At 36.4% G+C, this 22,812-nt stretch carries 17 protein-coding genes; 13 read left to right on the top strand and 4 right to left on the bottom strand.

Going from position 1 to position 22,812, the window contains the following annotated elements; translation table 11 throughout:
- Positions 1-16 precede the first annotated feature (16 nt).
- Positions 17-1,161 (bottom strand): IS3 family transposase gene (locus tag J0J33_RS05360; RefSeq protein WP_206889150.1). Its coding sequence is split into 2 segments (ribosomal slippage): positions 17-930 and positions 930-1,161, totalling 1,146 coding nucleotides; the frame shifts between segments, so codons are not numbered across the junction.
- A 209-nt stretch (positions 1,162-1,370) separates the two neighbouring features.
- Here J0J33_RS05360 and J0J33_RS05365 point away from each other — a divergent pair.
- The 3 genes from J0J33_RS05365 to J0J33_RS10770 are packed head-to-tail and all read left to right on the top strand — an operon-like array spanning position 1,371 to position 7,165.
- Entirely contained in the window at positions 1,371-4,358 is a 2,988-nt protein-coding gene (locus J0J33_RS05365; protein WP_206888421.1) for a DEAD/DEAH box helicase family protein, read from the top strand.
- A gap of 42 nt (positions 4,359-4,400) precedes the next feature.
- A complete protein-coding gene (locus J0J33_RS05370) occupies positions 4,401-5,942 on the top strand; it encodes a type I restriction-modification system subunit M (RefSeq protein ID WP_206888424.1) in 1,542 nt (513 codons plus the stop codon).
- Positions 5,943-5,944: 2 nt separating this feature from the next.
- On the top strand, positions 5,945-7,165 hold the full coding sequence (locus J0J33_RS10770; RefSeq protein WP_240265704.1) for a restriction endonuclease subunit S: 1,221 nt from the start codon (positions 5,945-5,947) through the stop codon (positions 7,163-7,165).
- A gap of 472 nt (positions 7,166-7,637) precedes the next feature.
- On the opposite strand, the gene J0J33_RS05385 is transcribed toward J0J33_RS10770, so the two are convergent.
- Positions 7,638-7,835 (bottom strand): hypothetical protein, encoded by a 198-nt coding sequence (locus J0J33_RS05385; protein ID WP_206888427.1) that lies wholly within the window; start codon positions 7,833-7,835, stop codon positions 7,638-7,640.
- 365 nt (positions 7,836-8,200) lie between these two features.
- A complete protein-coding gene (locus tag J0J33_RS05390) occupies positions 8,201-8,953 on the bottom strand; it encodes a MurR/RpiR family transcriptional regulator (RefSeq protein WP_206888429.1) in 753 nt (250 codons plus the stop codon).
- A 109-nt stretch (positions 8,954-9,062) separates the two neighbouring features.
- Between J0J33_RS05390 and J0J33_RS05395 the strand changes: the two genes are divergently transcribed.
- The 3 genes from J0J33_RS05395 (at position 9,063) to J0J33_RS05405 (ending at position 16,011) form a co-directional block, all read left to right on the top strand.
- The gene (locus J0J33_RS05395; protein ID WP_206921601.1) at positions 9,063-11,069 is read left to right on the top strand and encodes a fructose-specific PTS transporter subunit EIIC; all 2,007 of its coding nucleotides are present in this window, start codon (positions 9,063-9,065) and stop codon (positions 11,067-11,069) included.
- A 45-nt stretch (positions 11,070-11,114) separates the two neighbouring features.
- Positions 11,115-13,664: a glycoside hydrolase family 38 C-terminal domain-containing protein gene (locus tag J0J33_RS05400; RefSeq protein WP_206921602.1), complete on the top strand. Its 2,550-nt coding sequence runs from the start codon at positions 11,115-11,117 to the stop codon at positions 13,662-13,664.
- 241 nt (positions 13,665-13,905) lie between these two features.
- On the top strand, positions 13,906-16,011 hold the full coding sequence (locus J0J33_RS05405) for a glucose PTS transporter subunit IIA (protein WP_206921603.1): 2,106 nt from the start codon (positions 13,906-13,908) through the stop codon (positions 16,009-16,011).
- Positions 16,012-16,021: 10 nt separating this feature from the next.
- Here the strand turns inward: J0J33_RS05405 and J0J33_RS05410 are convergent, their stop codons facing one another.
- On the bottom strand, positions 16,022-16,762 hold the full coding sequence (locus J0J33_RS05410; protein WP_206888437.1) for a MurR/RpiR family transcriptional regulator: 741 nt from the start codon (positions 16,760-16,762) through the stop codon (positions 16,022-16,024).
- Between the two features lie 15 nt (positions 16,763-16,777).
- On the opposite strand from J0J33_RS05410, the gene J0J33_RS05415 reads away from it, so the two are divergent.
- The 7 genes from J0J33_RS05415 (at position 16,778) to J0J33_RS05445 (ending at position 22,805) form a co-directional block, all read left to right on the top strand.
- Complete coding sequence (locus J0J33_RS05415) at positions 16,778-18,427, top strand: sugar phosphorylase (protein WP_206888440.1); 1,650 nt, start codon at positions 16,778-16,780, stop codon at positions 18,425-18,427.
- An 8-nt stretch (positions 18,428-18,435) separates the two neighbouring features.
- The gene (locus tag J0J33_RS05420; protein WP_206888441.1) at positions 18,436-19,287 is read left to right on the top strand and encodes a Cof-type HAD-IIB family hydrolase; all 852 of its coding nucleotides are present in this window, start codon (positions 18,436-18,438) and stop codon (positions 19,285-19,287) included.
- A complete protein-coding gene (locus J0J33_RS05425) occupies positions 19,235-20,290 on the top strand; it encodes a glycerate kinase (protein WP_206921604.1) in 1,056 nt (351 codons plus the stop codon). Before J0J33_RS05420 ends, J0J33_RS05425 begins: the two co-directional genes overlap by 53 nt.
- Before the next feature lie 112 nt (positions 20,291-20,402).
- Positions 20,403-20,579: a hypothetical protein gene (locus J0J33_RS05430; protein ID WP_019293751.1), complete on the top strand. Its 177-nt coding sequence runs from the start codon at positions 20,403-20,405 to the stop codon at positions 20,577-20,579.
- Positions 20,580-20,704: 125 nt separating this feature from the next.
- Positions 20,705-21,556 carry a polyprenyl synthetase family protein gene (locus J0J33_RS05435; protein WP_206888446.1) on the top strand — a complete coding sequence of 284 codons (852 nt, stop codon included), beginning with the start codon at positions 20,705-20,707 and terminating at the stop codon, positions 21,554-21,556.
- Positions 21,553-22,362: a TlyA family RNA methyltransferase gene (locus J0J33_RS05440; RefSeq protein ID WP_019292002.1), complete on the top strand. Its 810-nt coding sequence runs from the start codon at positions 21,553-21,555 to the stop codon at positions 22,360-22,362. The genes J0J33_RS05435 and J0J33_RS05440 overlap by 4 nt, the downstream gene beginning before the upstream one ends.
- The gene (locus tag J0J33_RS05445) at positions 22,359-22,805 is read left to right on the top strand and encodes an arginine repressor (protein ID WP_019293749.1); all 447 of its coding nucleotides are present in this window, start codon (positions 22,359-22,361) and stop codon (positions 22,803-22,805) included. Before J0J33_RS05440 ends, J0J33_RS05445 begins: the two co-directional genes overlap by 4 nt.
- The last annotated feature ends 7 nt before the right edge of the window (positions 22,806-22,812 follow it).

Genomic DNA, 22,812 nt, shown 5'->3' on the forward strand with positions numbered 1-22,812 from the left:
TAGACAGAAAAAAGTGTTAATTGATTGAATTAAAGTAATTTTCTTCTTTCTGATTAGGAGTGAGTCCAAGATTAGCCGAATGTGGGTTGTAATTGTTATAAAAATTCTCAATATATTCAAAGCAATCTAATTGAACCTGTTTCATATTTTGATAATTTTTTCGGTTGATTTGTCTATGCTTCAAATACTTGAAAAATGCTTCAGTAACGGCATTATCATAAGGATATCCAGGCTTAGAAAAAGAATGCATGATATTATTGTCATCAATTATTTTTCTAAATTCAATGGCCTTAAATTGTGAACCTTGGTCAGAATGGAAGAGAAGTGTTCCTTCAATCTTTCTTTTATTAAGTGCTAATTCTAGAGTGTCACATGCTAACTTTGCATCGATACGATGACTGAGTTTCCAAGCAATACATTTTCTAGAGTAGAGATCAAGTATAGCGCAGAGATAGACATGTTTCTTATATCCGATAGAAATATAGGTGAAGTCTGTTGTCCATACTTGATTTGGTTGGTCAGGATTAAATTCTTGCTTGAGTAAGTTCTGAGGGTACGTTTTTTGAACTTCTTTAAGTGAGCGTTTTGGCTTAACGGTTGCCATTTTAGGGAGCGCCATATTCTTCATGAGACGGTAAATTCTTCCTTCAGAGATTTTTGTATCATAGTCTCTTTGAAGAATGACCTTGATAGACTTCACACCAAGTCTTTTGTTTGCTTTGGTATAAATTTGAAGTATTTGTTTTCTATAAATTTGATTATCCAGTTCTCTTTTTGAGGGCTTATGTTTTAAAAATTTATAGTAAGTAGAACGATTGACATGTAAAACACGACACAAGGTTGTTGTGGCGTGTTCAAAGCGTAACCGATAGACAGCGAGGAGTCTTACTTTAAGTTTTGCATGAATATGGCACTTGCTTTTTTTAAGATGAGGTTCTCCTCTTCAAGCTGTGCATTACGTTTTTGTAGGTCTTGTATTTGTTTGGCAGTAAGTACAGAATTATCTTCGAGTTTAACTTGAGAATACTGTTTGATCCATTTAGAAAGTGCTGTTTGAGATACACCATAGTCTTTACAGAGTTCAGACTGAGTTTTTCCAGTTTGATAAAGATTGACAAGGGATTGTTTGAATTCTTCATCGTAGCGTTTAGATTTTGACATAGGATGTCCTTTCGTTTTCATGTCTTTTAAAACAGATTATAACACATAAAGTTCTGTCTACTTTTATAGTATACATCCAATTATTTGAATATTAGCAATAAAAGATGTTATGAATAAAACATAAGTTAACAAAATTTGTCATAGAATACCGATAATTAGGTAAAATAAAAAAGATGAATACTGAGTATAATTTTTAGGGAGAGTATGGAATGGCAGAAGCAAAGTTTGAAGAGGCTCTAATCAAAAAGCTAGAAGCAGAAGGGTGGACATATCGTAAAGATTTATCTAATGTACCGATTAAGACGTTAGAAAGTCATTGGCGAGAAGTACTCGATGAAATTAATGCTTATAAATTAAACGGTAAACCTTTGTCTGATGTTGAATTTTCATTAGTGATACAAGAAGTTCAACGAATAAAAACACCTTATGATGCTCAGCTTCTTTTAGTTGGTGCAGGGGGAGTTGGATCTATTCCAATTACAAGAGATGATGGTTCAAACTTAGAAGTAGAAATTTTTTATGAAGATGATGTTGCTGGTGGTCGATCACGATATGAAGTAGTAAATCAAGTAATTTTTGATGATTTACCTCAAGGTCTAACAACTAAAAGAATCATAGATGTAGCTCTCCTAATCAATGGCATTCCTGTTGCACACATTGAAGAAAAAGATGAACACTTACAAAATCAGTGGGGAGCTTTTGAACAATTAAAAGGGTATCATGGTGATGGTTTGTACGAAGGATTATTTGCTTTTGTGCAAGTTCAATTTATCATGAGTCAGCATTCGGCCAATTATTTTGCTCGTCCAAATAGTCTTGAAAATTATAATAAAACCTTTGTCTTTGGTTGGCGAGATGAGAATCAGAAGGATATTACGGATGCATTTGTCTTTACGCATCAGGTATTAGGCATCCCAGCGCTTCATCGCTTAGTGACTGTGAACATGATTCCAGATGCATCTAATAGTAATTTAATGGTGATGCGAAGCTATCAAATTCAAGCAACACGGGCCATTTTGCAAAGAATGAAAGAAATGGAAAGTAATGACCTTATTCAAAAAGAAGGAGGCTATATTTGGCATACAACAGGTTCTGGGAAAACTGTTACTTCTTTTAAAGTTGCGCAATTACTTGCATCAGCTCCTAAGGTAAGAAATGTTCTGTTTATCGTTGACCGTGTTGATTTGGTGGACCAAACTTTAGAAAACTTTAAAGACTTTGCTTATATTCAATTTAAAAATAGAATAAAAAAAGTTAACGGTAGAGAACTAGCACGTGAGTTAAAACGCAAAGGTTCTTCACAAATTTTATTAATTTCTGTTCAAGGATTAACACAAGCAGTAAAAAATGGGTTAAAGAATGCTGATCGAAATGTCATTATTATGGATGAAGCACATAGAAGTGCTAATGGAGAATCAGTTCAGCTTATTAAAAAAGCTTTTCAAAAAACGACTTGGTTTGGTTTTACGGGTACTCCTAATTTTTATAGTGACGATGTCAACGATGTTCAAACAACTCGAGATATTTCCACACACGATATTTTTGGCAAGAGGCTTCATACATATACCATCAAAGATGCGATTGGAGATGGTAATGTTTTAGGGTTTGATATCACTTACTTTAATCCTACAATTGTAATTGAACATCCTGAAGAAAATTATTCGGAACAAGACTATGAAAAAGAAGTTTATCAAAGTCATGTTTATCGTGAACAAGTTGTAAAAGATATTTTGGATAATTGGGATAAGACATCAAGTGGAGCTTTGACTGCTGGGAAGCGTGAAAAAAATGTTTTCCAAGCTATGTTAGCTGTTTCAGGAAAACAAGCTGTAGTCCATTACTATAATCTTTTCAAAGAAATGGCCCCTCATTTAAAAGTCGCAATGACTTTTTCACGTGATGAGAGCAATAAACCTGGAACTAAAGAACAAAACGAGGCCTTAAAAAAGGCAATAAAAGAGTATAGTGAACTCTTCAACGTTCCTAGTATTTTAAATGCAAAAGACCCTGCACGAGCTTATATGATTGATATTACCAAAAGACTGGCTCGTAAAAAACCTTATAATCAAGGTAAGGATGAAGAGCGTTTAGATTTGGTAATTGTTTCTGATCAGCTATTGACAGGTTTTGACTCAAAATTTATTAATACGATTTATATGGATAAGCAACTCAAAGAGGGGATGTTAATCCAAGCAATGTCTCGGACAAATCGAACTTTCAACTTGAATAGTAAACCTCATGGAAAAGTCCGGTTCTATCGTCAGGGCGAACAAATGAAGGCTTTTGTAGAAAATGCGCTTCGTATTTATACTCGTGGGGGGAATGATACCCTTCAAGAAGCAGATGAAGATTCTAAAAATGAGGGTGTTGAATCATTAGAAGACGACAATATTTTAGCAGAACCTCAAAGTCATCAAATCAAAAAATTAACGCCTGCTGTTCAAGAACTGAAAGTACTCGCTGGCGATGATTTTAGTCAAATTCCTCGTGGTGAAAAGAACTTGAAGAAGTTTGTAATGCTAGGATTAGAAACACAAAACAAAATTCAACGTTTGGTTCAACAAGGTTATGAATTAGGGACTGAAATTGATCTACTCGATTCTCAAGGAGAATCAACTGGTGAAAAAGTTCGCCTCGATATTTCTAGCTTTGAGGAGTTTGGAGCTTTGCAGGCTAGACTTAATGATGCAAGAGAAAAGTTACCAGAAAAAGAGCGCCCAGATCTTACTGAAATTAAAGTTGGTTTGGCTTTGTATGACCATGAAATTATTGACTATGATTGGTTGGTTGACCTCTTGAATCTCTTTATAGATAATAAAACACCTGAAAATAAAGCTACAATTGAAAAGCATATCTTGCCTATGGATGAAGCCAGCCAACAAGAGATTAAGGATATTATTGTAGATATTGAATCTGGAGAGATTAAACAACATTTTACGAAACAAAGCTTGGAAGAAACAAGAAAGAAAAACCGATCTGATCGACAAGAGTTAAAAATACGTCGATGGGCGGCAAATCAAAAAGTAAATGGCAATCGAATTGTAGAAGCTTTTGAACTATTTTTGCCAGGGCATAGTCTGTTAGACAATCCTAAATTATCAGAGATTGTTAAAATTATTGAAGAAGAGGAAGAATTAACCTTTTTCGGTGCTTCCGAATTTGAGACGGCATTAATGGACTTCTTCAATTCATTATAAAAAAGAATTATTAAAACTCGCAAGATGTAAGGAGCGAATAACATGGCGTTATCGAATGAACAAAAAAATAAAATGTGGGCCCTTTTGAATCAAACTAGAGGACAGATTGGGTTAACAGCATATAAAGATTATATTTTTGGTTTATTATTTTATAAATACTTATCAGAAAAGGCTACACGATGGCTTGACGATGTTTTACGAGGAGATACTTGGGAAAATGTTTATAGACAAGATCCCGCTAAAGCATTAGAGTATATGAAGCAGAAGTTAGGTTATGCTATCCAGCCTAACGAATTTTTTAAAGATTGGGAAACCGCAATTCATGAAGACCGATTTAATATCCCTATGATTTCGGATACATTCGGCCATTTTAATCAGCAAATTGCTTTTGAAGCTAAAGGAGATTTTGAAGGAATCTTTGATGGGATGCGCTTTGATAGTTCTGATTTAGGAAGTAATGCGCAAGCTCGAGCTAGTGTGATGATTTCTATGATTGAATTACTCTCTGCTCCTGAATTTGATTTTTCTACAGAGGGAGACACAGTCTCAGATATCTATGAGTATTTGTTGGAAAAATTTGCGACAGTGTTGGCTTCAGATATGGGGCAGTATTATACGCCCAAAGAAATTTCAGATGTCATGGCTCGTATTTTAACCTTTGGCAAAGAAAATGAAGAAAATTTCTCTATTTATGATCCAGCGGTAGGTTCAGCTTCACTCTTGTTAACAACAGCAAGCTATATGAAACATTCAGATCAGCGGGGGGCAATTAAATACTTTGGTCAAGAAAAAGATGCCACACCTTATCGCCTTGCTCGAATGAATTTAATGATGCATAACATTGAATACAATGATATTCAGGTTAATCATGGGGATACTCTAGAAAGCGACTGGCCAGATGGAGTGATTGAAGGTAAAGATACTCCTCGAATGTTTGATGCAGTTATGGCCAATCCACCTTATTCAGCCCATTGGAATAATAAAGACCGGGAAGATGATCCTAGATTCCGTGAATATGGAATTGCACCAAAAACAAAAGCGGACTATTCTTTCTTATTGCACTGTTTATATCACACTAAAGACAGCGGGCGAGTAGCAATAATTCTTCCGCATGGTGTTTTGTTTAGGGGAGCAGCAGAAGGACGTATCCGAAAAGCTTTGATTGACAAACATCAAATTGAAGCAGTTATTGGTTTTCCGGATAAACTTTTTTTGAATACTGGAATTCCAGTATGTGTCTTAATCCTTAAGAAGAATCGTTCTAACTCTGATATTCTATTTGTGGATGCAAGTAAAGACTTTGAGAAGCTGAAAAATCAAAAGAAACTACGTCCTGAAGATATTGAGAAGATTACAGATACGGTAATTCATCGAAAAGAAATTGAAAAATATAGTCACTTAGCAACTCTTGATGAAATTATCGAGAACGATTATAACTTAAATATTCCTCGCTATGTGGATACGTTTGAAGAAGAACCAGAAATAGATTTAGACCGTGTTAAAAAAGACTTACAAGCAATTGATCAAGAAATAGCAGAAGCGAATAAACAACTTCAAGCCTATTTTGATGAGTTAGGGGTGTAGTGATGACAAATAAACACAAAAAAGTTCCTGAATTGAGGTTCAAAGGATTTACGGATGAGTGGAAACTATGTGCGTTGGGAGAGCTATCTAGTTTGCGTGGTGGTTTTGCATTTAGTAGTGAGAAGTTTCGAGCTAAGGGTGTTCCTATAGTACGAATTTCTAATATTTTACCTACTGGAGAAATTGGTGGAGATTATGTCTTTTATGACGAAGAAGTAAAGGACGAAAATTACTTGTTACCAAATAAGGCTGCAGTATTAGCCATGTCAGGGGCGACAACAGGTAAAGTTTCAATTCTTGATAATCCCCAAAACAAAAAGATCTATCAAAATCAACGTGTTGGTTATTTCACGAAAAAAGACAGTACAGATTATGGATTTGTTTCGACACTTGTACGTTCTCACTTATTCATTAATCAGCTTAATTCTGTTTTAGTTGCAGGAGCTCAACCGAATGTATCTTCAAGAGATATTGATTCTTTTGAATTTAAAGTTCCTATGCAGAATAAGGAACAACAGAAAATCGGCTTATTCTTCGCTAATCTAGACCATCTTATCACCCTTCATCAGCGTAAGTTAGATTTGTTAAAGGAGCAGAAAAAGGGATTCTTGCAAAAGATGTTTCCTAAAAATGGTGAGACAGTTCCTGAATTGAGGTTTGAGGGATTTACTGACGCTTGGGAACAGTGTGCGGCAACTGATATTTTCTCAGCAGTTTCAGATAAGGGATATTCAGACTTACCAGTTTTGTCTGCTTCACAAGAACTTGGAATGATTAGACGGAACGAAATAGGAATTGATATTAAGTATGATGAGAAAAGTACGAAAAACTATAAGCGGGTAAAACCAGGTCAGTTTGTAATTCATCTTCGTTCATTCCAAGGAGGTTTCGCTTGGTCAGAAGTGGAGGGTATAACATCGCCAGCGTACACGATTTTGGACTTTAAAGAACCAGAAAAACAAGTGTCGAAGTTTTGGAAAGAAGTATTAACTAGTTCAACCTTTATTAAGCGATTAGAAACTGTTACTTATGGTATTCGTGATGGTCGAAGTATTAGTTATACTGATTTTTCAACCTTAAAATTTAGTTTGCCAAGTGTGAAAGAGCAAATCAAAATTGGCTCGTTTTTCCAACAACTAGACAATAACATCACCATTCAACAGCGTAAGTTAGATTTATTGAAAGAGCAGAAAAAAGGATTTTTGCAAAAAATGTTTGTCTGATTTTGAAATAATAAGTTTACTAATATTTCTTTAATTAAATGATGAAGCAAACAATGGATAAATAATGATTAAAAAAGCCAAACTGTACTTTGACAAGAGATTATTATTTCGTTTTAAATTATACTGAAGAAACAAGTTGTATGGAGAATAATAATAAAAGAGCAGGATTACTATCTACTCTTTTATTATGCATATTTGTGATTAAGATTCAGACGCTGAAAGTGAAGTTATAAAGAAAGTAAATCGATTTCTTCAGTACCCTAAGTAGCAACTGCCTTTGCTTTGTTTTAATACGCCAAGCGTTCCATCCAAATACTTTCCTTCGGGTGTGGTATAGCCACGCCGATCATAAGTGATGCTTCACAATTTTATTAAGGAAATCAAGGTTCATAAATTGAGGAGAGCGAGTCAATTCAGCTTGGATGTATTTAAATTCAGCGGGATTACCATTCATTCGTGATTCACCTTTCACTCATAACGTAGCTGGGTATTTTTCATATAACTCTTTTTTGAGTTCATCAAAAGTGCAAAATGAAGTTACAATCAGTTTATTATTTTCAATTCTTTTTAGCTCAATTAGATCTTCGAAATCAGCTTTTTGACTATTATTTGTTTTAATAGCAAGAAGTGCTTCATATGTATCCCAGCATCTTTGGGGAAATTTTTCCAATACCTTTTACTAATAGGCAACTTCTAGCATGAACGATAAAGGTTTCTATAAAGCGATTAAATCGCTATCACTAAGGATGAAAATTAATTCAGAATAAACTTTAGATTTCTGGAGATCGGTATCTTCTGAACTGAATAATGGTTTATCTGAGAATGAGTATTCAGATAAACTAGTCATAGGTATGACTACTGAGGAAAGGGCTGAAGCTATTTTCAAAAAATATTGTTTTGTTTGATTTTAACAAGTTATTAGTCAAAATGATAATTAGTTATGATGCACAAAGTGAGAAAGGAGCATTCAATTGATGCTCCTTTTTGATGTAACACGTTTTCCCTAAATCATTAAAAAGCGAAACTTGTTATCAATTATTGTTTCAAATATTTGTTAGCGTATGTTTCAAGGATGACATCAATTACTGCAGCCTGAAAAACGCGACTGGTTGTGTCATAGTTATGATGGAAAGAGCGTGGCATTTGGGTGGTTAAGCTCATTTGCATACTGTGGTTCAGTGTGTTGTGGGCACTGTTAGTAATTGAAAGCAAGGTTGCACCAGTATGTGCGGTTTTTTTAGCACAATGAATTAAACTCATAGTTTCACCTGACTCAGAGATAAAAATAACTAAATCTCCCCGTTGCAACAAATTGGGTAAGAGGTCTAGCATATGACTTTCATAGACATAGACTGCATTACAATCCAGTTGATAGATGTGCTTTGCCATATATTCTGAAATGGGCTTGGTGAGTCCTAGTCCTACAATAAAAATATTTTTTGCATGATGGATTTTTTCTGCAAAATAATGAAATTTATCTGGTGAAATGGCTGGAAGAATCGTATTAAAGAAATGCTGATATTGTTGAACCAAGCCGTCGTTTTCAGCTTTATCCATTGTATTTAATAGATTTTTTATGGCGTATCGAAAATCACTAAAGCCTTCAAATCCTAGTTTTTGTGCTAAGCGGATAATTGTGGAGTTGGAAGAAGCGATATGTTCAGCAAGTTTGGATAAAGATAGAGTTGTAAGTAGTTCTGGACGATTGTCTAAGGAAGTAAAGGCGTATAACTCACCTTCAGTCAGTATGTCCATTTGATTTTGGTAATGATTAATTAAAATACCCATGATATTATTGTATCAAAAATGTTTTAGTTTGGATAATTATCCAGAAGATGGATAAGAAAACGCCTTCATTCATGTTAAGATGGATTTATTAAAAAATAGAGGTGAGAAAATGAACTTATCACAAGCGACTTCTAAGGATTTAATTTTCCTCAATCAGTCCTTTACAAGTAAATCAGAAATCTTTGAATTTGTAGCCGATACTTTTGAGAAACAGGGGATTGTCTCAAGTAGCGAGACGTTCAAGGCTGCACTTTATGAACGTGAAAACCACGGTGTTACAGGTTTTGAAAATGGTCTTGCCATTCCTCATGGTAAATCATCCAGCGTTCAAAAGGCACGATTTGTTTTGATTCGTCTGGCAGAGCCCTTGAGCAGTGAAGCCTATCCATCACTGGATCCAAGTAATCAGGTAGATACAGTGTTTGTCCTGGCTATACCTGAAAGTGAGGCAGGTAGTACGCATTTGACCCTCTTGGCTGATTTGGCAGGTAAGCTTGGCAACGCAGATTATTTGGCAAAAATCAAAGCTGCGACTTCAGAGACTGAAATTTTGAGATTACTGGACCATGAAGAAAAAACAGCAACAAACGTATCTTCTGAAAATAATGGCTTAATTCTTGGAATTACAGCCTGTGCGGCTGGTATTGCCCATACCTATATGGCGGCAGAAGCCATCAGTAAAAAAGCAGCTGAACTTGGTTATAGAGCAAAGATTGAAAAGCAAGGGGCGAATGGCATTGAAGATCGTATTACAACAGCTGATGTGAATCAGGCAGTAGGTGTTATCTTTGCCCATGATATTGCTCTGAAAGACATGCAGAGTTTTGCAAATTTACCTAAGGTGGATGTACCAGTAGCAGAACCCATCAAAAATGCAGGTCCTGTAGTTGATGAACTTCTTGAAAAAGCAAAAAACTTTGTAGCAGATGAAAATGTGGCTGTGTTCGAAGAAGCAGAAGAAAAAACTTCCTTCTTGAAGACTTTATCAGCATCAACAATGACAGGTATTTCATACATGATTCCATTGCTTGTGGCAGCTGGTCTCATGATTGGTATTTCGACATTGATTTGGACTTATGCTTTGGGGCTTCCAGCAGCTGATATCGCTTCGCCTGACTATCATACAGCAACAGGCTTAACCCTCTATACACACTATTTGAACTTGTTTGGTAGCATGTTACTCAAGTTTATTTATCCAATCTTTGGTATGTTTGCAGCTTATGCTATTGCAGATCGTACAGGCTTGATTGCAGGTTTCGCTGGTGGTCTTTTTGTAGGGGGATTACATTATACTTTCTTTAATATAACCGACGGCGGTATTCCATCAGGCTTCTTGGGTGCATTGGTTTTAGGACTTTTGGCAGGCTTTATTGTTAAATTTTTGAATACAAAAATAAAGGTTTCTAAAAACTTGCAAGCTATCAAACCAATGTTTTTGGTTCCTGGTATTTCTGTACTTGCCATTTTCATTCTAAATTATTTAATTGTTCAACCTGTGTTTGGTGGTTTGAATAATTTGATGACAGAATGGATCACAGCTATGTCAGGTTCAGGTCAGTTGGTATTAGCATCAATCATCGCTGCAGCAACTGCCTTTGACTTGGGTGGCCCGCTCAATAAAGCAGCAGGGGCTATCGCTATTGGTTTAGCAGCAGAGGAAATTTTCCCACTTACTGCGCGTGTCTTAGCGATTGTCATTCCACCGATTGGTCTTGGTTTATCAACGATTATTGACCGTTTTGTTGTTAAATGTCGTGTTTACCCTGAAGATTTACGTGTCGCTGGTGGGACATCTTTCTTACTTGGATTTATCGCTATTTCAGAAGGGGGCATACCATTTATGCTCCGTAATCCACTTATTACGATTCCAATTAACTTGATTGGAGCAGTTGCGGGAGCAGTTATTGCGACAGCGATGGGCGCTATCCAATGGTTGCCTTTACCAGCAGTTTGGGGCTGGCCTCTGGTAACCAACTTGCCAGCATATCTGGTTGGCTTAACTGTGGGTGTTTTGATCATTGCTTTCTTGAATATTTTTGTTCGTTATGCCTTGATTAAGCGTAAAGAAGCACGTGGCGAAGCAATTGGCTTTGACACAAGTCTTAATAAAAAATAAAAGAAAGGGGCGAGTCTAAATCGCCCTTTATTATAGGAAACTAAAATGAATAAACGTAAAGTAGTGGTGGTTCCACACAGTCACTGGGATCGAGAATGGTATTTTTCTTTAGAAGATTCAAATGTTATTCTATCTCAAAATATGAACTTTTTGCTGGACTATCTATCCCAGCATCAAGAATTTCCAACATATATCTTTGATGGTCAATACTCAATCATGTCAGATTTTTTGGAAAAAAATCCTGAAAAACGGCAATCGGCTCAGCAATTAATTACTGAAAAACGTCTGCAAATCGGTCCTTGGTATACACAATGCGATACATTACTTAATCAAACAGAATCTATAATCCGAAATATTTTGTTGGGGAAATCTGGTGCAGAAGAGCTGGGATATTCAATGAAAATAGGTTACCTACCTGATATTTTTGGTCAAAATTCCTATTTACCAAGTATATTTAAAGGCTTTGGTATTGAACAAGCTGTTTTGCAAAGAGGACTTTATAATGAACAAATTGAAGGAGATATGAACTTTATTTGGCAGTCTCCAAATGGAGACACAGTTGAAGCCAATAATATTTTCTTTGGTTATGGACCGGGTAAATTTTTGGCAAATAATCAAAAGTATTTAGAGCAGACCTTGCTGCCTATTTTAGATAAATTGGCTGATATGACACCAAATGAAGGACCAATTTTATTGCCAGCAGGTGGCGATCAAGTTTTGGTGCGCACACACTTTCCTAAAGTAGTCGCTGCCCTAAATCAGATGGATTTAGCTTATGAATTTGAATTGTCTGATTATGAAAATTTCATGGCAGCTTCAAATTTTAATCCTGAAAATATTGTCAAAGGAGAGCTAATAGCCAGCCAGAAATCACGGATTCACAATACAATTCGTTCACAACGTGTAGACATTAAACTATTGAACTCAAAAGTTGAAGAAAAAATCTATCAGCAACTTGAACCCTTGGGACTACTGACTACAAAATTGGGTGGGCAGTATCCACAATCATGGATAAATGCACTCTTAAAAGAGCTCTTTGATGTGCATTCCCATGATTCATTGGGAGGTTGCAACTCTGATGAAACCAATTTGGCTATCATACAACGCTTGAAGAAAATAGAGCGTACTGTAGATGGTTACATTAATATTATGAAAAAACAGATTGCCCGTGGCTTAGTTGACAATGATAATGCTGTAGTCGCCTTTAATCTCTTGCCAAAAGCAGTGAAGAAAAATCTAAATTTTGTTGTCTTCACAAGAAAACCTTCGGTCGCTTTAGTTGAAAATAATCAGTGCTTATCACAAACTGTTATCAAACAAGACTACATTTCAGGTGGTCGTCAAGTAAAAGTGACTGCAGAAGGTGAAAAAGAAGTTGAAATTCCTGGTTATTATAGGACTGAAATCTTAGCAACTATTACTTTTGAAGGTTTTGGGTATAAGCGTCTCGATATCGTTGAAGATGAAGTCCAGCAGCTTGAGAACTCACAAATAAGCAGTATTACTAATAATCACTACCAAATAACATACGATACTGGAAGAATTATATTGACTCGTTTGTCGGATGATCAAAGAAAGACGAATTGGTTTGATTTTGAAGACACCAATGATGTAGGAGACTCTTATGATTATTCTCCAGATGGTAACACGCCAGTATTTTCTAATGACTTCACACTCATTAAAACTGAAACATCAGCTTTAATCAGCCGAATGTTCTTGAAAAATACCCTCCGTGATCAAGAGATTTTGACAACTTTAACCCTAGAAGCAGACTCAAATCTGATAAAAATAGAACACCACATTAACAATAAATTGAAAGATCATCGGGTACGCGTGCGTTTTCATGGTGAAACTCAAGCAGGCGCCAGTTACGCTGACCAAGGTTATAGTCTGCAAAAACGATTAAATATTAATTCACATCTGGATACTTGGCGAGAGGAAAAATTTGCGGAAAGTCCGCAAGCTATTTATCCTTTAGAGCGTTTTGTAGCCGTTCCTGAAACTGACGGAAGTGTAAGCCTATATACTAAAGGCTTGAAAGAATATGAAGCAACGAGTGAAAGTTTGAATCTTACTTTATTCCGTTCTGTTGGTCTTTTGGGGCGTGATGATTTATCTTGGCGCCCAGGTCGTGCATCTGGTATTAATAATAAAGTGGTTGAAACCCCAGATGCACAAATGCAAGGAGATTTAGTATTTTCATATGCCTATAAGTGGGCCGAAAAAATGGATGTTTTAGAAGATTACGAAAGCGCAGAAGAATTTGCTAGCTATCAATTGACTTACCATCTTCAAACATTGAATAGTTTTGAAGAACGATTAGAGCGCTTTGAGCTGCCACAACCAGAAAGTATGACAAATTTCCCAGCTGATATGACCCTATTAACTCTGCCGTCACATGTATTTGTAAGTAGCATGAAGAAAGCGGAGCAGAATGAATATGGAATAATAAGAGTTTTTAATCCTCAGAAACAAAAGGTTAGCTTAGGGGAAGTTTATCACACCATATCTTTGGAAGAAGCACCTGCTTCGGAATGCTCGGAAATTCAACCCCAAAGTTTCGAAAATTTATATGTAAAACTTTTCTTCAAATAAAAAGTGAAACTTTATTTATTAAAACTTACAGCGAAATACTGTTCTTTTGGAAGATTAAATTTATTAGATCTAGTCTTTAAGGAAACAGTGTTTTTTCTAACACAAAAATGTGTACAAAAACAAGTCTTGTAGTTAATAGTCAAAACACTGTAACTCTATTGAAATGTAAGCGCATTTTTGATAAAAATAGAGTATAAAAAGAAGCCAAGAAGCTGGTTTTAAAATAAAGGAGTAATTCATAATGTTTGGAGCAAGAAAAAAACACCTGAACTCTCATCCAATATGTGCCCCATTTTCAGGACGAGTTGTTAATTTAGAAAGTGTGCCTGACGAGACATTCTCTCGAAAGTTGCTTGGAGATGGCTTTGCTATTGAACCGAGCAGCGAAAAAATTGTCAGTCCAGTGACGGGAGTTGTTACAGTACAACAGAACCATGCTATTGGTATACTTGCGGATAACGGTCTCGAAATCCTTATTCATATCGGTATTGATACAGTCAAACTTCAAGGTCATCCCTTCACAATAAGTGTTAAAGAAGGAGAAAAAATTAAGGTAGGGCAAATTCTTGGAACCGTTGACTGGGAACAGATAGAGTCAGCAAATGTTCCAAAAACTACGATGGTCCTTATCACTAACACGAGTGAAAAATTAGAAAAAATTGCCTTAACAAAAGGTCAGGCGGAGGCTGGCAAACCTGTTGCGCAAGTTGAAATAAAAGAGAAAGAGATAAAAAATCAAAAAGAAAGTCCAGTAAAAGGTTATCTCCAAAAATTAGGTAAATCACTCATGATGCCTATTTCCATCATTGCAGCAGCTGGTATCTTTCTTGGATTAGCATCAGTCCTTCAGAATCCCGCAATTGTGGGAGAAAACTTCGTCAATCTCTTAGCTGTTCAAAATTCTATAGGTTTTATTAAGGCTATTGTCGCAGCACTTTTTGGGAATCTTCCTATATTATTTGCAATATCAGTAACCATCGGTTTGGCAAAAACAGAAAAAGCCAATGCAGCTTTTTCAGCAGTCATTGGTTTCCTCTTGATGCATGTTACGATTAGTTATTTCCTTAATCTTCGAGGTATTAATGTTACTACAGCAAGCATAGAGGCTTTACAAGAGGCTGGGAAATCAGTCGTTCAAGCAACTAAACAAGCTTCTCTTTACGAGAGTGTTCTCGGTATTTTTACTTATCGGATGAATGTTTTTGGAGGTGTAGTTTCAGGGATTCTCACTGCTTGGGTTCACAATCGCTTTTATAAAACAGAATTACCAGTTTTCATTTCGTTCTTTGGTGGCAAGCGTTTGGTTCCAATCATGACAACCATTTTTTCTCCAATTTTAGGAGCTTTCCTATTCTTCATTTGGCCGTTTCTTGGTGCTGGAATCGAAAACATAGGAAATGTAATCGCGAATGCGGGACTATTGGGGACATTCCTTTTTGGCTCATTAGAACGTCTTTTAGTACCCACAGGTCTCCACCATATCTTAAATCAACTTGTTCGCTTTACGCCGATTGGAGGAGTGGCAACTATTGATGGGGAACAGTTTGTTGGAGCGCTTAACATTTTCAATGAACAACTCGCTTTGGCTACTCCAGATATGGATATTATGCGTAGTGCAACGAAGTTGCTTTCACAAGGTAAGATTCCTTTCATGGTTTTTGGTTTACCAGCTGCTGCACTCGCGATGTATCATACTGCAGCACCAGAGAATAAAACAAAGGTAAAAGGATTTCTCTTTGCTGCAGCTCTTGCAACATTCATGACAGGAATTACTGAACCATTAGAGTTTTCATTTATCTTTTTGTCTCCGATTCTTTTCGTTTTCCATGCGCTTATGGCCGGCTTTTCTTTCATGTTTACAAATCTACTTGGCGTTTCTATCGGGAATGTACAGGGAGGGTTTATCGATCTTGGAGTCTTTGGTATCTTACGCGGCGTAGAAACACGATGGTTCTTTGAAGTGTTACTCGGTGCAATCTATGCTCCAGCTTATTATTTTGTTTTCAAAAAAGTTATTCTTTGGAAAAATTTAAAAACACCAGGTCGTGAACTCGAACTGGATGCAAGAGATGTAAGTGAAGTTAAAGTTTCGCAGTCAAATAATCTGGGACAGGCTATTGTAGCAGCACTTGGTGGGGGTGGAAATATTGAAGCTATTGATAACTGCTTTACTCGATTACGCATGGTGCTTAAAGATAGCGAAAAAATTGATGAAGCAGCTCTTAAAACGACTGGAGCTGCAGGAGTCATTAAACTTGATAAGAGTAATGTTCAAGTGGTTTATGGCCCACAAGTTGAAGGAATCGCACTCAAAGTTAAAGAAGCCTCTGGGAAAGCTGAGGAGTAAAGAGTTTATACTACTCTTCATCGTAAGTTTTCAAATATTCGCTAAAAATAAGACTTACCAAATAGGTAAAAGACAAACGGCTAGCCATATCAATGCCATTAACAAGTGTTGAATCTGTCATAGCATAAAGCTGTATATCGGAAATTTTAGATAAGCTATTTTGTGAAAAACCTGTAATAGAAATGACTTTTGCTAAATTTGTTTTAGCAATAGTTGCAGGCACCAAAATATTTTCGGGTTCACCAGAAACCGAAAAGCTTATCAGTAAATCATTTTTATCAAGTTTCTTTGCGGCGTAACGAACCATATGCGGGTCTAAAAAAAGTTGAGAATTTTTCCCTAGAATTTTTAAATAATAATGAAACTCTTCAGCAGGAAAGCGTGAAAGACCAACACCATCCACTAAAATTTTATCTGAAGCATGAATGAGTGCTAACACTTGGAGAAGTACTTCTTGATTGAGAAGTTGCTTGGTTTTAATGATTTGTTCATCTAAACTTGTTGTTTCGAGAACAGTTTCACCCTCTTGGTTAGCAATATTCAGTGCCTCTTTAAAATTCGTATAACCTGTAAAACCTAATTTTTTAACAAGGCGTGTAATTGTGTTTGGGCTTGTATAATGCTTGGCCGCAATTTCCCTAACCGTTAAATCTTTTAGATTGGCTTGTAATTCAAGCAAATCTTTTAAAATTTCTTCTTCAAGAGCATTCAACTTACTACGGTTTGTTCTTAAGATATCATAAAAATACATAAAAGGACCTCAATCATGAAACAGATAGAAAAAATTAATCAGAAACTTTCTGAAATTTACACTGGTGAGACTTTAGGAGAAGCGCAAATAGCTTTTGAAAGTCTCATGAAAGAATATTATAACAAAAACTTTGCGCAACGGAAAACGCTATCAGAAGAAAATATCTACCTTATCACCTATGGTGATGCTTTTACTGACGGAAACCGTGAAGGGCTGGCTGTCCTGAAAGATGTTGTCGATGAAAAATTGGCAGAAAGCGTAACGGATATCCACCTGTTACCCATGTTTCCTTACACCAGTGACGATGGCTTTTCAGTAACTGACTATGAAAAAATTAACCCTCAGCTGGGCGATTGGTCCGATATTGAAAAACTATCTGAAAATTATCGTTTAATGTTTGATTTTGTCGCGAATCATATGTCAAAATCAAGTGATTGGTTTAAGAAGTTTTTATCTGATGATCCAGAATTTTCCGAGGCGTTTGTTGAGTTTGAAAATGATTTTGATACTTCAAATGTAACACGACCACGTGTTTCTCCCTTGTTCCATACCTATTCTAACAACAAAAAGGTATGGACCACGTTTTCAGAGGACCAAGTTGATGTAAATCCTAGAAATGTTAAAATGATTGTACGTCTGACAAAAGTCTTATTGGACTATGCGATTAAAGGTGCAACAAGTGTACGCCTGGATGCAATTGGTTTTCTATGGAAAGAATCTGGAACAACTTGTATGCACCTTCCCCAAACGCATTCAATTATTCAACTCTGGCGTATTTTATTAGAAGAATTAGCGCCAAATACACAAATTATAACAGAAACTAATGTGCCACATGCTGACAATATTTCTTACTTTGGCAATGGAAATAATGAAGCGCAACAAGTTTACCAATTTCCATTGCCCCCATTAGTCTTACATACATTTATCACAGGTAATAGTGAAAGATTGAGGAACTGGGCCGCCGGTATCAATCGTGTAAGTGAGACAGCAACATATTTTAATTTCTTAGCCAGCCATGACGGGATTGGTTTACGTCCTACGGAAGGTATATTGAGTGATGCTGAACGTCAAAATCTGGTAGAACGTGTCTTGGAAAATGGTGGGCGTGTGTCCTATAAAAATAATCCAGATGGTTCAAAGTCAGTTTATGAAATGAATATAAATTATTCCGAGGCTCTGAAAACGCTAGGGCAAGAAGAACTTACAACGAAAAAAATGCTTGCGGCTCATCATATTTTACTTTCTATTATCGGTGTTCCTGCCATTTATTACCATTCTATCTTTGGTTCGAAAAATGATTATGTAGGACTAAAGAATTCAGGTATTAATCGTCGAATCAATCGTGAAAAGTTAGACATGCCCAAACTTTTTGAAGAGTTGGAATCTAATGACTATCGCCAAACAATTTATCATGGAATTCAAAAGATGATTGCTGTTCGAAAGAAAGAAGTTGCTTTTAACCCCTATGGAACTCAAGAAACGCTTGACTTGGGGAATGGATTATTTGGCTTACTAAGAGAATTTGAAGGACATAAAGTATATGCAGTAACGAATGTAACAAATGAAGTACAAAGTTTGGGAGGAATCTCGGGATTTGATTTGATTTCTGGACGAGAAATTACAAATCTCCAAGCTTATGATGTAGCTTGGATTAAGAAAGTATAGGTAAAAGTTTGAAAATTATCGCAACAGACATGGACGGCACCTTTTTAAGGGAAGATAAGACTTATGATACCACTCGTTTTAAAAAAATTTTTGAGGAGCTACAAAAGAAAAAAATACATTTTGTCATTGCAAGTGGAAACCAATATCTACGTCTTCGAGAATATTTTGAAGATATAGCAGATAAACTCATTTATATTGCAGAAAACGGAGCACAAGTTTGGGTGGGAAGTAAACAAATCGCTTCACATAGTTTACCTCCAAATCTAGTGAGCCAAGTTGTTTATTCTATTTTAAATCATCCTAAAATGTCGGGAGATAAGGTATTATTATCGGGTAAAAAAGGAGCTTACGTATTAAACTCTGCCGAAAAGTCTTACAAAGAAAAAATGCACAACTTTTATAGAAATATAAAAGTTGTAAATGATTTCTATAGTGTTGACGATGAAATTATCAAAATAACAATGAATTTTGAGCATGAAGATGTGAAAGAATTAGAAACTTTTCTGAATGCCTTTCCTGAAGTCCGCGCAACTACAAGCGGTTTTCAATCTATTGATGTTGTTTGTTCTGGAATTTCGAAAGAAAGTGGTATAAATGTCTTATGTTCATATTTTCAAGTATCTGCTGATGAAATTGTGGCGTTTGGAGATAATCTAAATGATTTGGAGATGCTTAAGGCCGTTGGTCAAGCTTATGCAACGAAAAATGCAGTTGAAGATATAAAGAATATTGCTTTAGAAGTTGTTCCGTCATGTGAAGAACAAGGTGTTTTGCTTAAAATAGAGAAGTTACTAGGAGGAAAAAAATATGAAAGTAGTAGTAGCGATAGATTCTTTCAAGGGATCAGCCACGAGTGCTGAGTTGAATCAGGCAGTAAAAACTGCGATTTTATCTACATTTCCCAAAATCAAGGTTGCGAGGTTTGAAATTGCTGATGGGGGCGAAGGGAGTGTGTCCGCTCTTCAATCTGGTTTAGAGGGAAAACTTATTAATGTTAAAACGGTTAATTTAATGCAACGTCCCATGCAAGCCTCCTATTTACTAATGGATGAGCGTCTGGCTGTAATTGAGGCAGCTAAGGTGGTCGGTATCGATAAAATAAAACCAAATGAAAAGACAATCCAAGAAGCCACAACTTTCGGACTTGGTGCCTTATTTCTTGATGCTAAAAAAAGAGGAGCGACTGAGATTATTCTAAGCCTGGGAGGGAGTGGCACCTCTGATGGTGGGTTGGGCCTTTTGGAAGCTTTAGAAGCTGAAGATTTTTCGGCGATAAAAATTACAGGCTTAGCAGATGTTACTAATGTTTATGCTGGCGCTGAAGGATATGCCAAAGTTTTTGGAAAGCAAAAAGGCGGGACAGCAGAAATTCTGGAACAACAGGATAGATCTGCGCAAGCTTTTGTCCAAAAGATAAAAAAAGAGAGAAAGATTGATTTACAAAAGATTCCAGGGACAGGTGCAGCTGGTGGTTTAGGTGGTGCTCTTATCCTACTAGGGGGTACACTTGAGCCTGGATTTAATAAAATAGCTGAGCTTTTAAAGATTGAAGAAGCAATCAAAACGGCAGATTTGATTATTACAGGCGAAGGGCAGATGGATTTCCAAACAGCCAAGGGCAAAGTTCCGTTTGGAATGGCAAAGCTGGGAGCGAAATATCATGTCCCTACAATCGCTTTTTGTGGCAGTTTATCGGAGGATTTAGGAGAGATGAATCAGGTCTTATTGGCAAGTTATAGCATTCAGAGAAAGGTGCTTCCTTTAGCAAAAGCAATGGAAAACGAAGTAACGCTAAAAAACATTGAAGTATTAACGAAAAATGTCCTGAAAACATGGTGTTCTGGACAAAATGATTGTCAATAAAGACTTGTGGCACTGAATTTTGGTCATGTTTGAATAAAACTCGCTTCAGTACGAATCATTGATTTGTATGTCAGCACTTGTGTTATAATAACACTATAAAAAAGGAGAAATTATGGATTTAAATAACCTTGTAGATAAAGCAAAAGATTTGGCTTCAAACGTGCCAGAGGATATGAAGCAAAAAGCAGAAGAAGTTATTGATGAGCAAGTGGATAAATATACTCCAGAAAATATGAAAGAACAAGCTCAAGGGCTCGTAGATGGCTTAAAAGGCAAACTCGGTCTATAATTCTGAAGTGCACGTAAACGTTCCTTATTTTAAAGAACGTTTTTTTCGTATTGAGAAATTATGTAAGAGTGAGGTACTCTATTTTCTATTGGACATTATTTCTGTGAAATGGGATAATATAACTAATGATTACCGATATGAATAGGCTCAATCAAGAGCTGATAAAATTTTATAAAAAAGCTGATGTTCCTCAACATCTTGCAGATGCTGTGACTTACTCACTTGCTGCAGGAGGTAAAAGAATTCGTCCACTTTTGTTTCTGAAGATGTTAGAATCACTAGGAGTTACACTTGAAACAGCACATTATCAAGTGGCGACAACTGTTGAGATGATTCATGCGGGCAGCTTGATTCATGATGATCTACCCGCTATGGATAATGATGATTACCGCCGAGGTCAGCTCACCAATCATAAAAAGTTTGATGAAGCAACAGCGATATTGGCGGGAGATGCGCTCTTTTTAGATCCCTACTATCTATTGGCTACTGCTTCTTTACCAGCTGCAATGGTTGTTTCCTTAGTCAAAGAACTTTCTTTTGCAAGCGGTGCTTTGGGCATGGTTGCTGGACAAATTTTAGATATGGATGGCGAAGGAAAAACATTATCTTTAGAGCAAGTAAAGAAAATTCATCATTTGAAAACAGGAAGAATGTTAACCTTTCCTTTTGTTGCTGCTGGAATTATTGCTGAACAGTCTGAAGCAGTAATCGCAAAACTAAGAGAAATTGGTCAAAATCTAGGCTTAGCTTTCCAAATACGTGACGATATTATTGATGTTACGGGAACATTTGAAGAAATAGGAAAAACGCCTGGAAAGGACCAAGCAGAAGAAAAGTCAACCTATGTGGCCTTACTCGGATTAAAAGGAGCTCAAGAAGCTTTAGAAGAATTATTAACGGCTGTGAAAAGTGATTTGGCACAAATAACTTCAAGTGCTGAAATTGTCGAAATTATAGAAAGTTTAGAAATAAAATGAAAGAAAGAGTAGATGTTTTAGCAGCAAATCAAGGCTTGTTCGAAACGCGAGAACAAGCAAAACGGGGAGTTATGGCTGGTTTAGTAGTAGATGCCAAGTCAGGGGAACGCTTTGACAAACCAGGACAAAAGATAGAAGAAGCAACAGAACTAAGACTCAAAGGTGAAAAACTTAAATATGTGAGTCGCGGTGGCTTGAAATTAGAAAAAGCTCTTTTAGAGTTTGGACTTTCTGTGGAAAATAAAACTTGCTTGGATATTGGAGCTTCAACTGGTGGTTTTACAGATGTTATGCTACAAAACGGCGCCAAACGTGTCTATGCCCTCGATGTCGGGACAAACCAACTGGCATGGAAACTTCGTAAAGACGAGCGTGTGGTTGTTATGGAACAGTTTAACTTCCGCAAGGCTGTCTTAGATGATTTTACGCAAGGACAACCTGAGTTTACTTCGATTGATGTGAGCTTTATCTCACTTGACTTGATTTTACCGCCTTTGTTTGATATTTTAGCTCAAGATGGTGATGTGGCTGCCTTGATCAAGCCACAGTTTGAAGCTGGTCGTGAGCAAGTGGGGAAAAATGGTATCATTAAAGATCCAAAGGTTCATAAGCAAACGATTGACAAAGTGATTCAAAAAGCTTTGAGTACTGGATTTTCAGTCAAAAATCTCACCTTTTCACCAATTAAAGGTGGCGCAGGAAATGTTGAATTTCTAGTACACTTAAAAAAAGAAGAGACAGCTACAGTGGCGCCTCTTGTTGATATTGAAGCTGTACTCCAAACAGAAAAGGAAACATTAGTATGAGAAGAGAAGAACGCCTTGATTTTATTTCAAGACTCATCACAACTAAAGAAGTACAAACACAAGATGAGCTTGTCCAAGAGCTTTTGGCTAATGATATTGATGTGACACAAGCCACAGTCTCTCGTGATATTAAGTCACTTGCCCTAATTAAAATTCCTGGAAGTCGTGGGGGTTATCGTTACGCATTGCCCCAACAACATGATGAAGAACAAAAGGACCTGCTGCATAATGAGTTAGCCAATGAGGCCATCTTAGAATTGAAGATGCACGATAATATGATTTCAATCACTGCTAAACCAGGGACGACCAGTGTGATTAAAAAAAGCCTCATCAATCGTTACAATAAGAAGATTTTTTCTATTATGACGGACGATGATAGTATTTTGATTATTTGTGAAACAAGACGGCAAGCAAATACCGTTTATGACGAATTAAGTTTATAAAAGGAAA

The organism is Lactococcus sp. LG1267 (assembly GCF_017309545.1).
Taxonomy (GTDB): Bacteria; Bacillota; Bacilli; order Lactobacillales; family Streptococcaceae; genus Lactococcus; species Lactococcus petauri.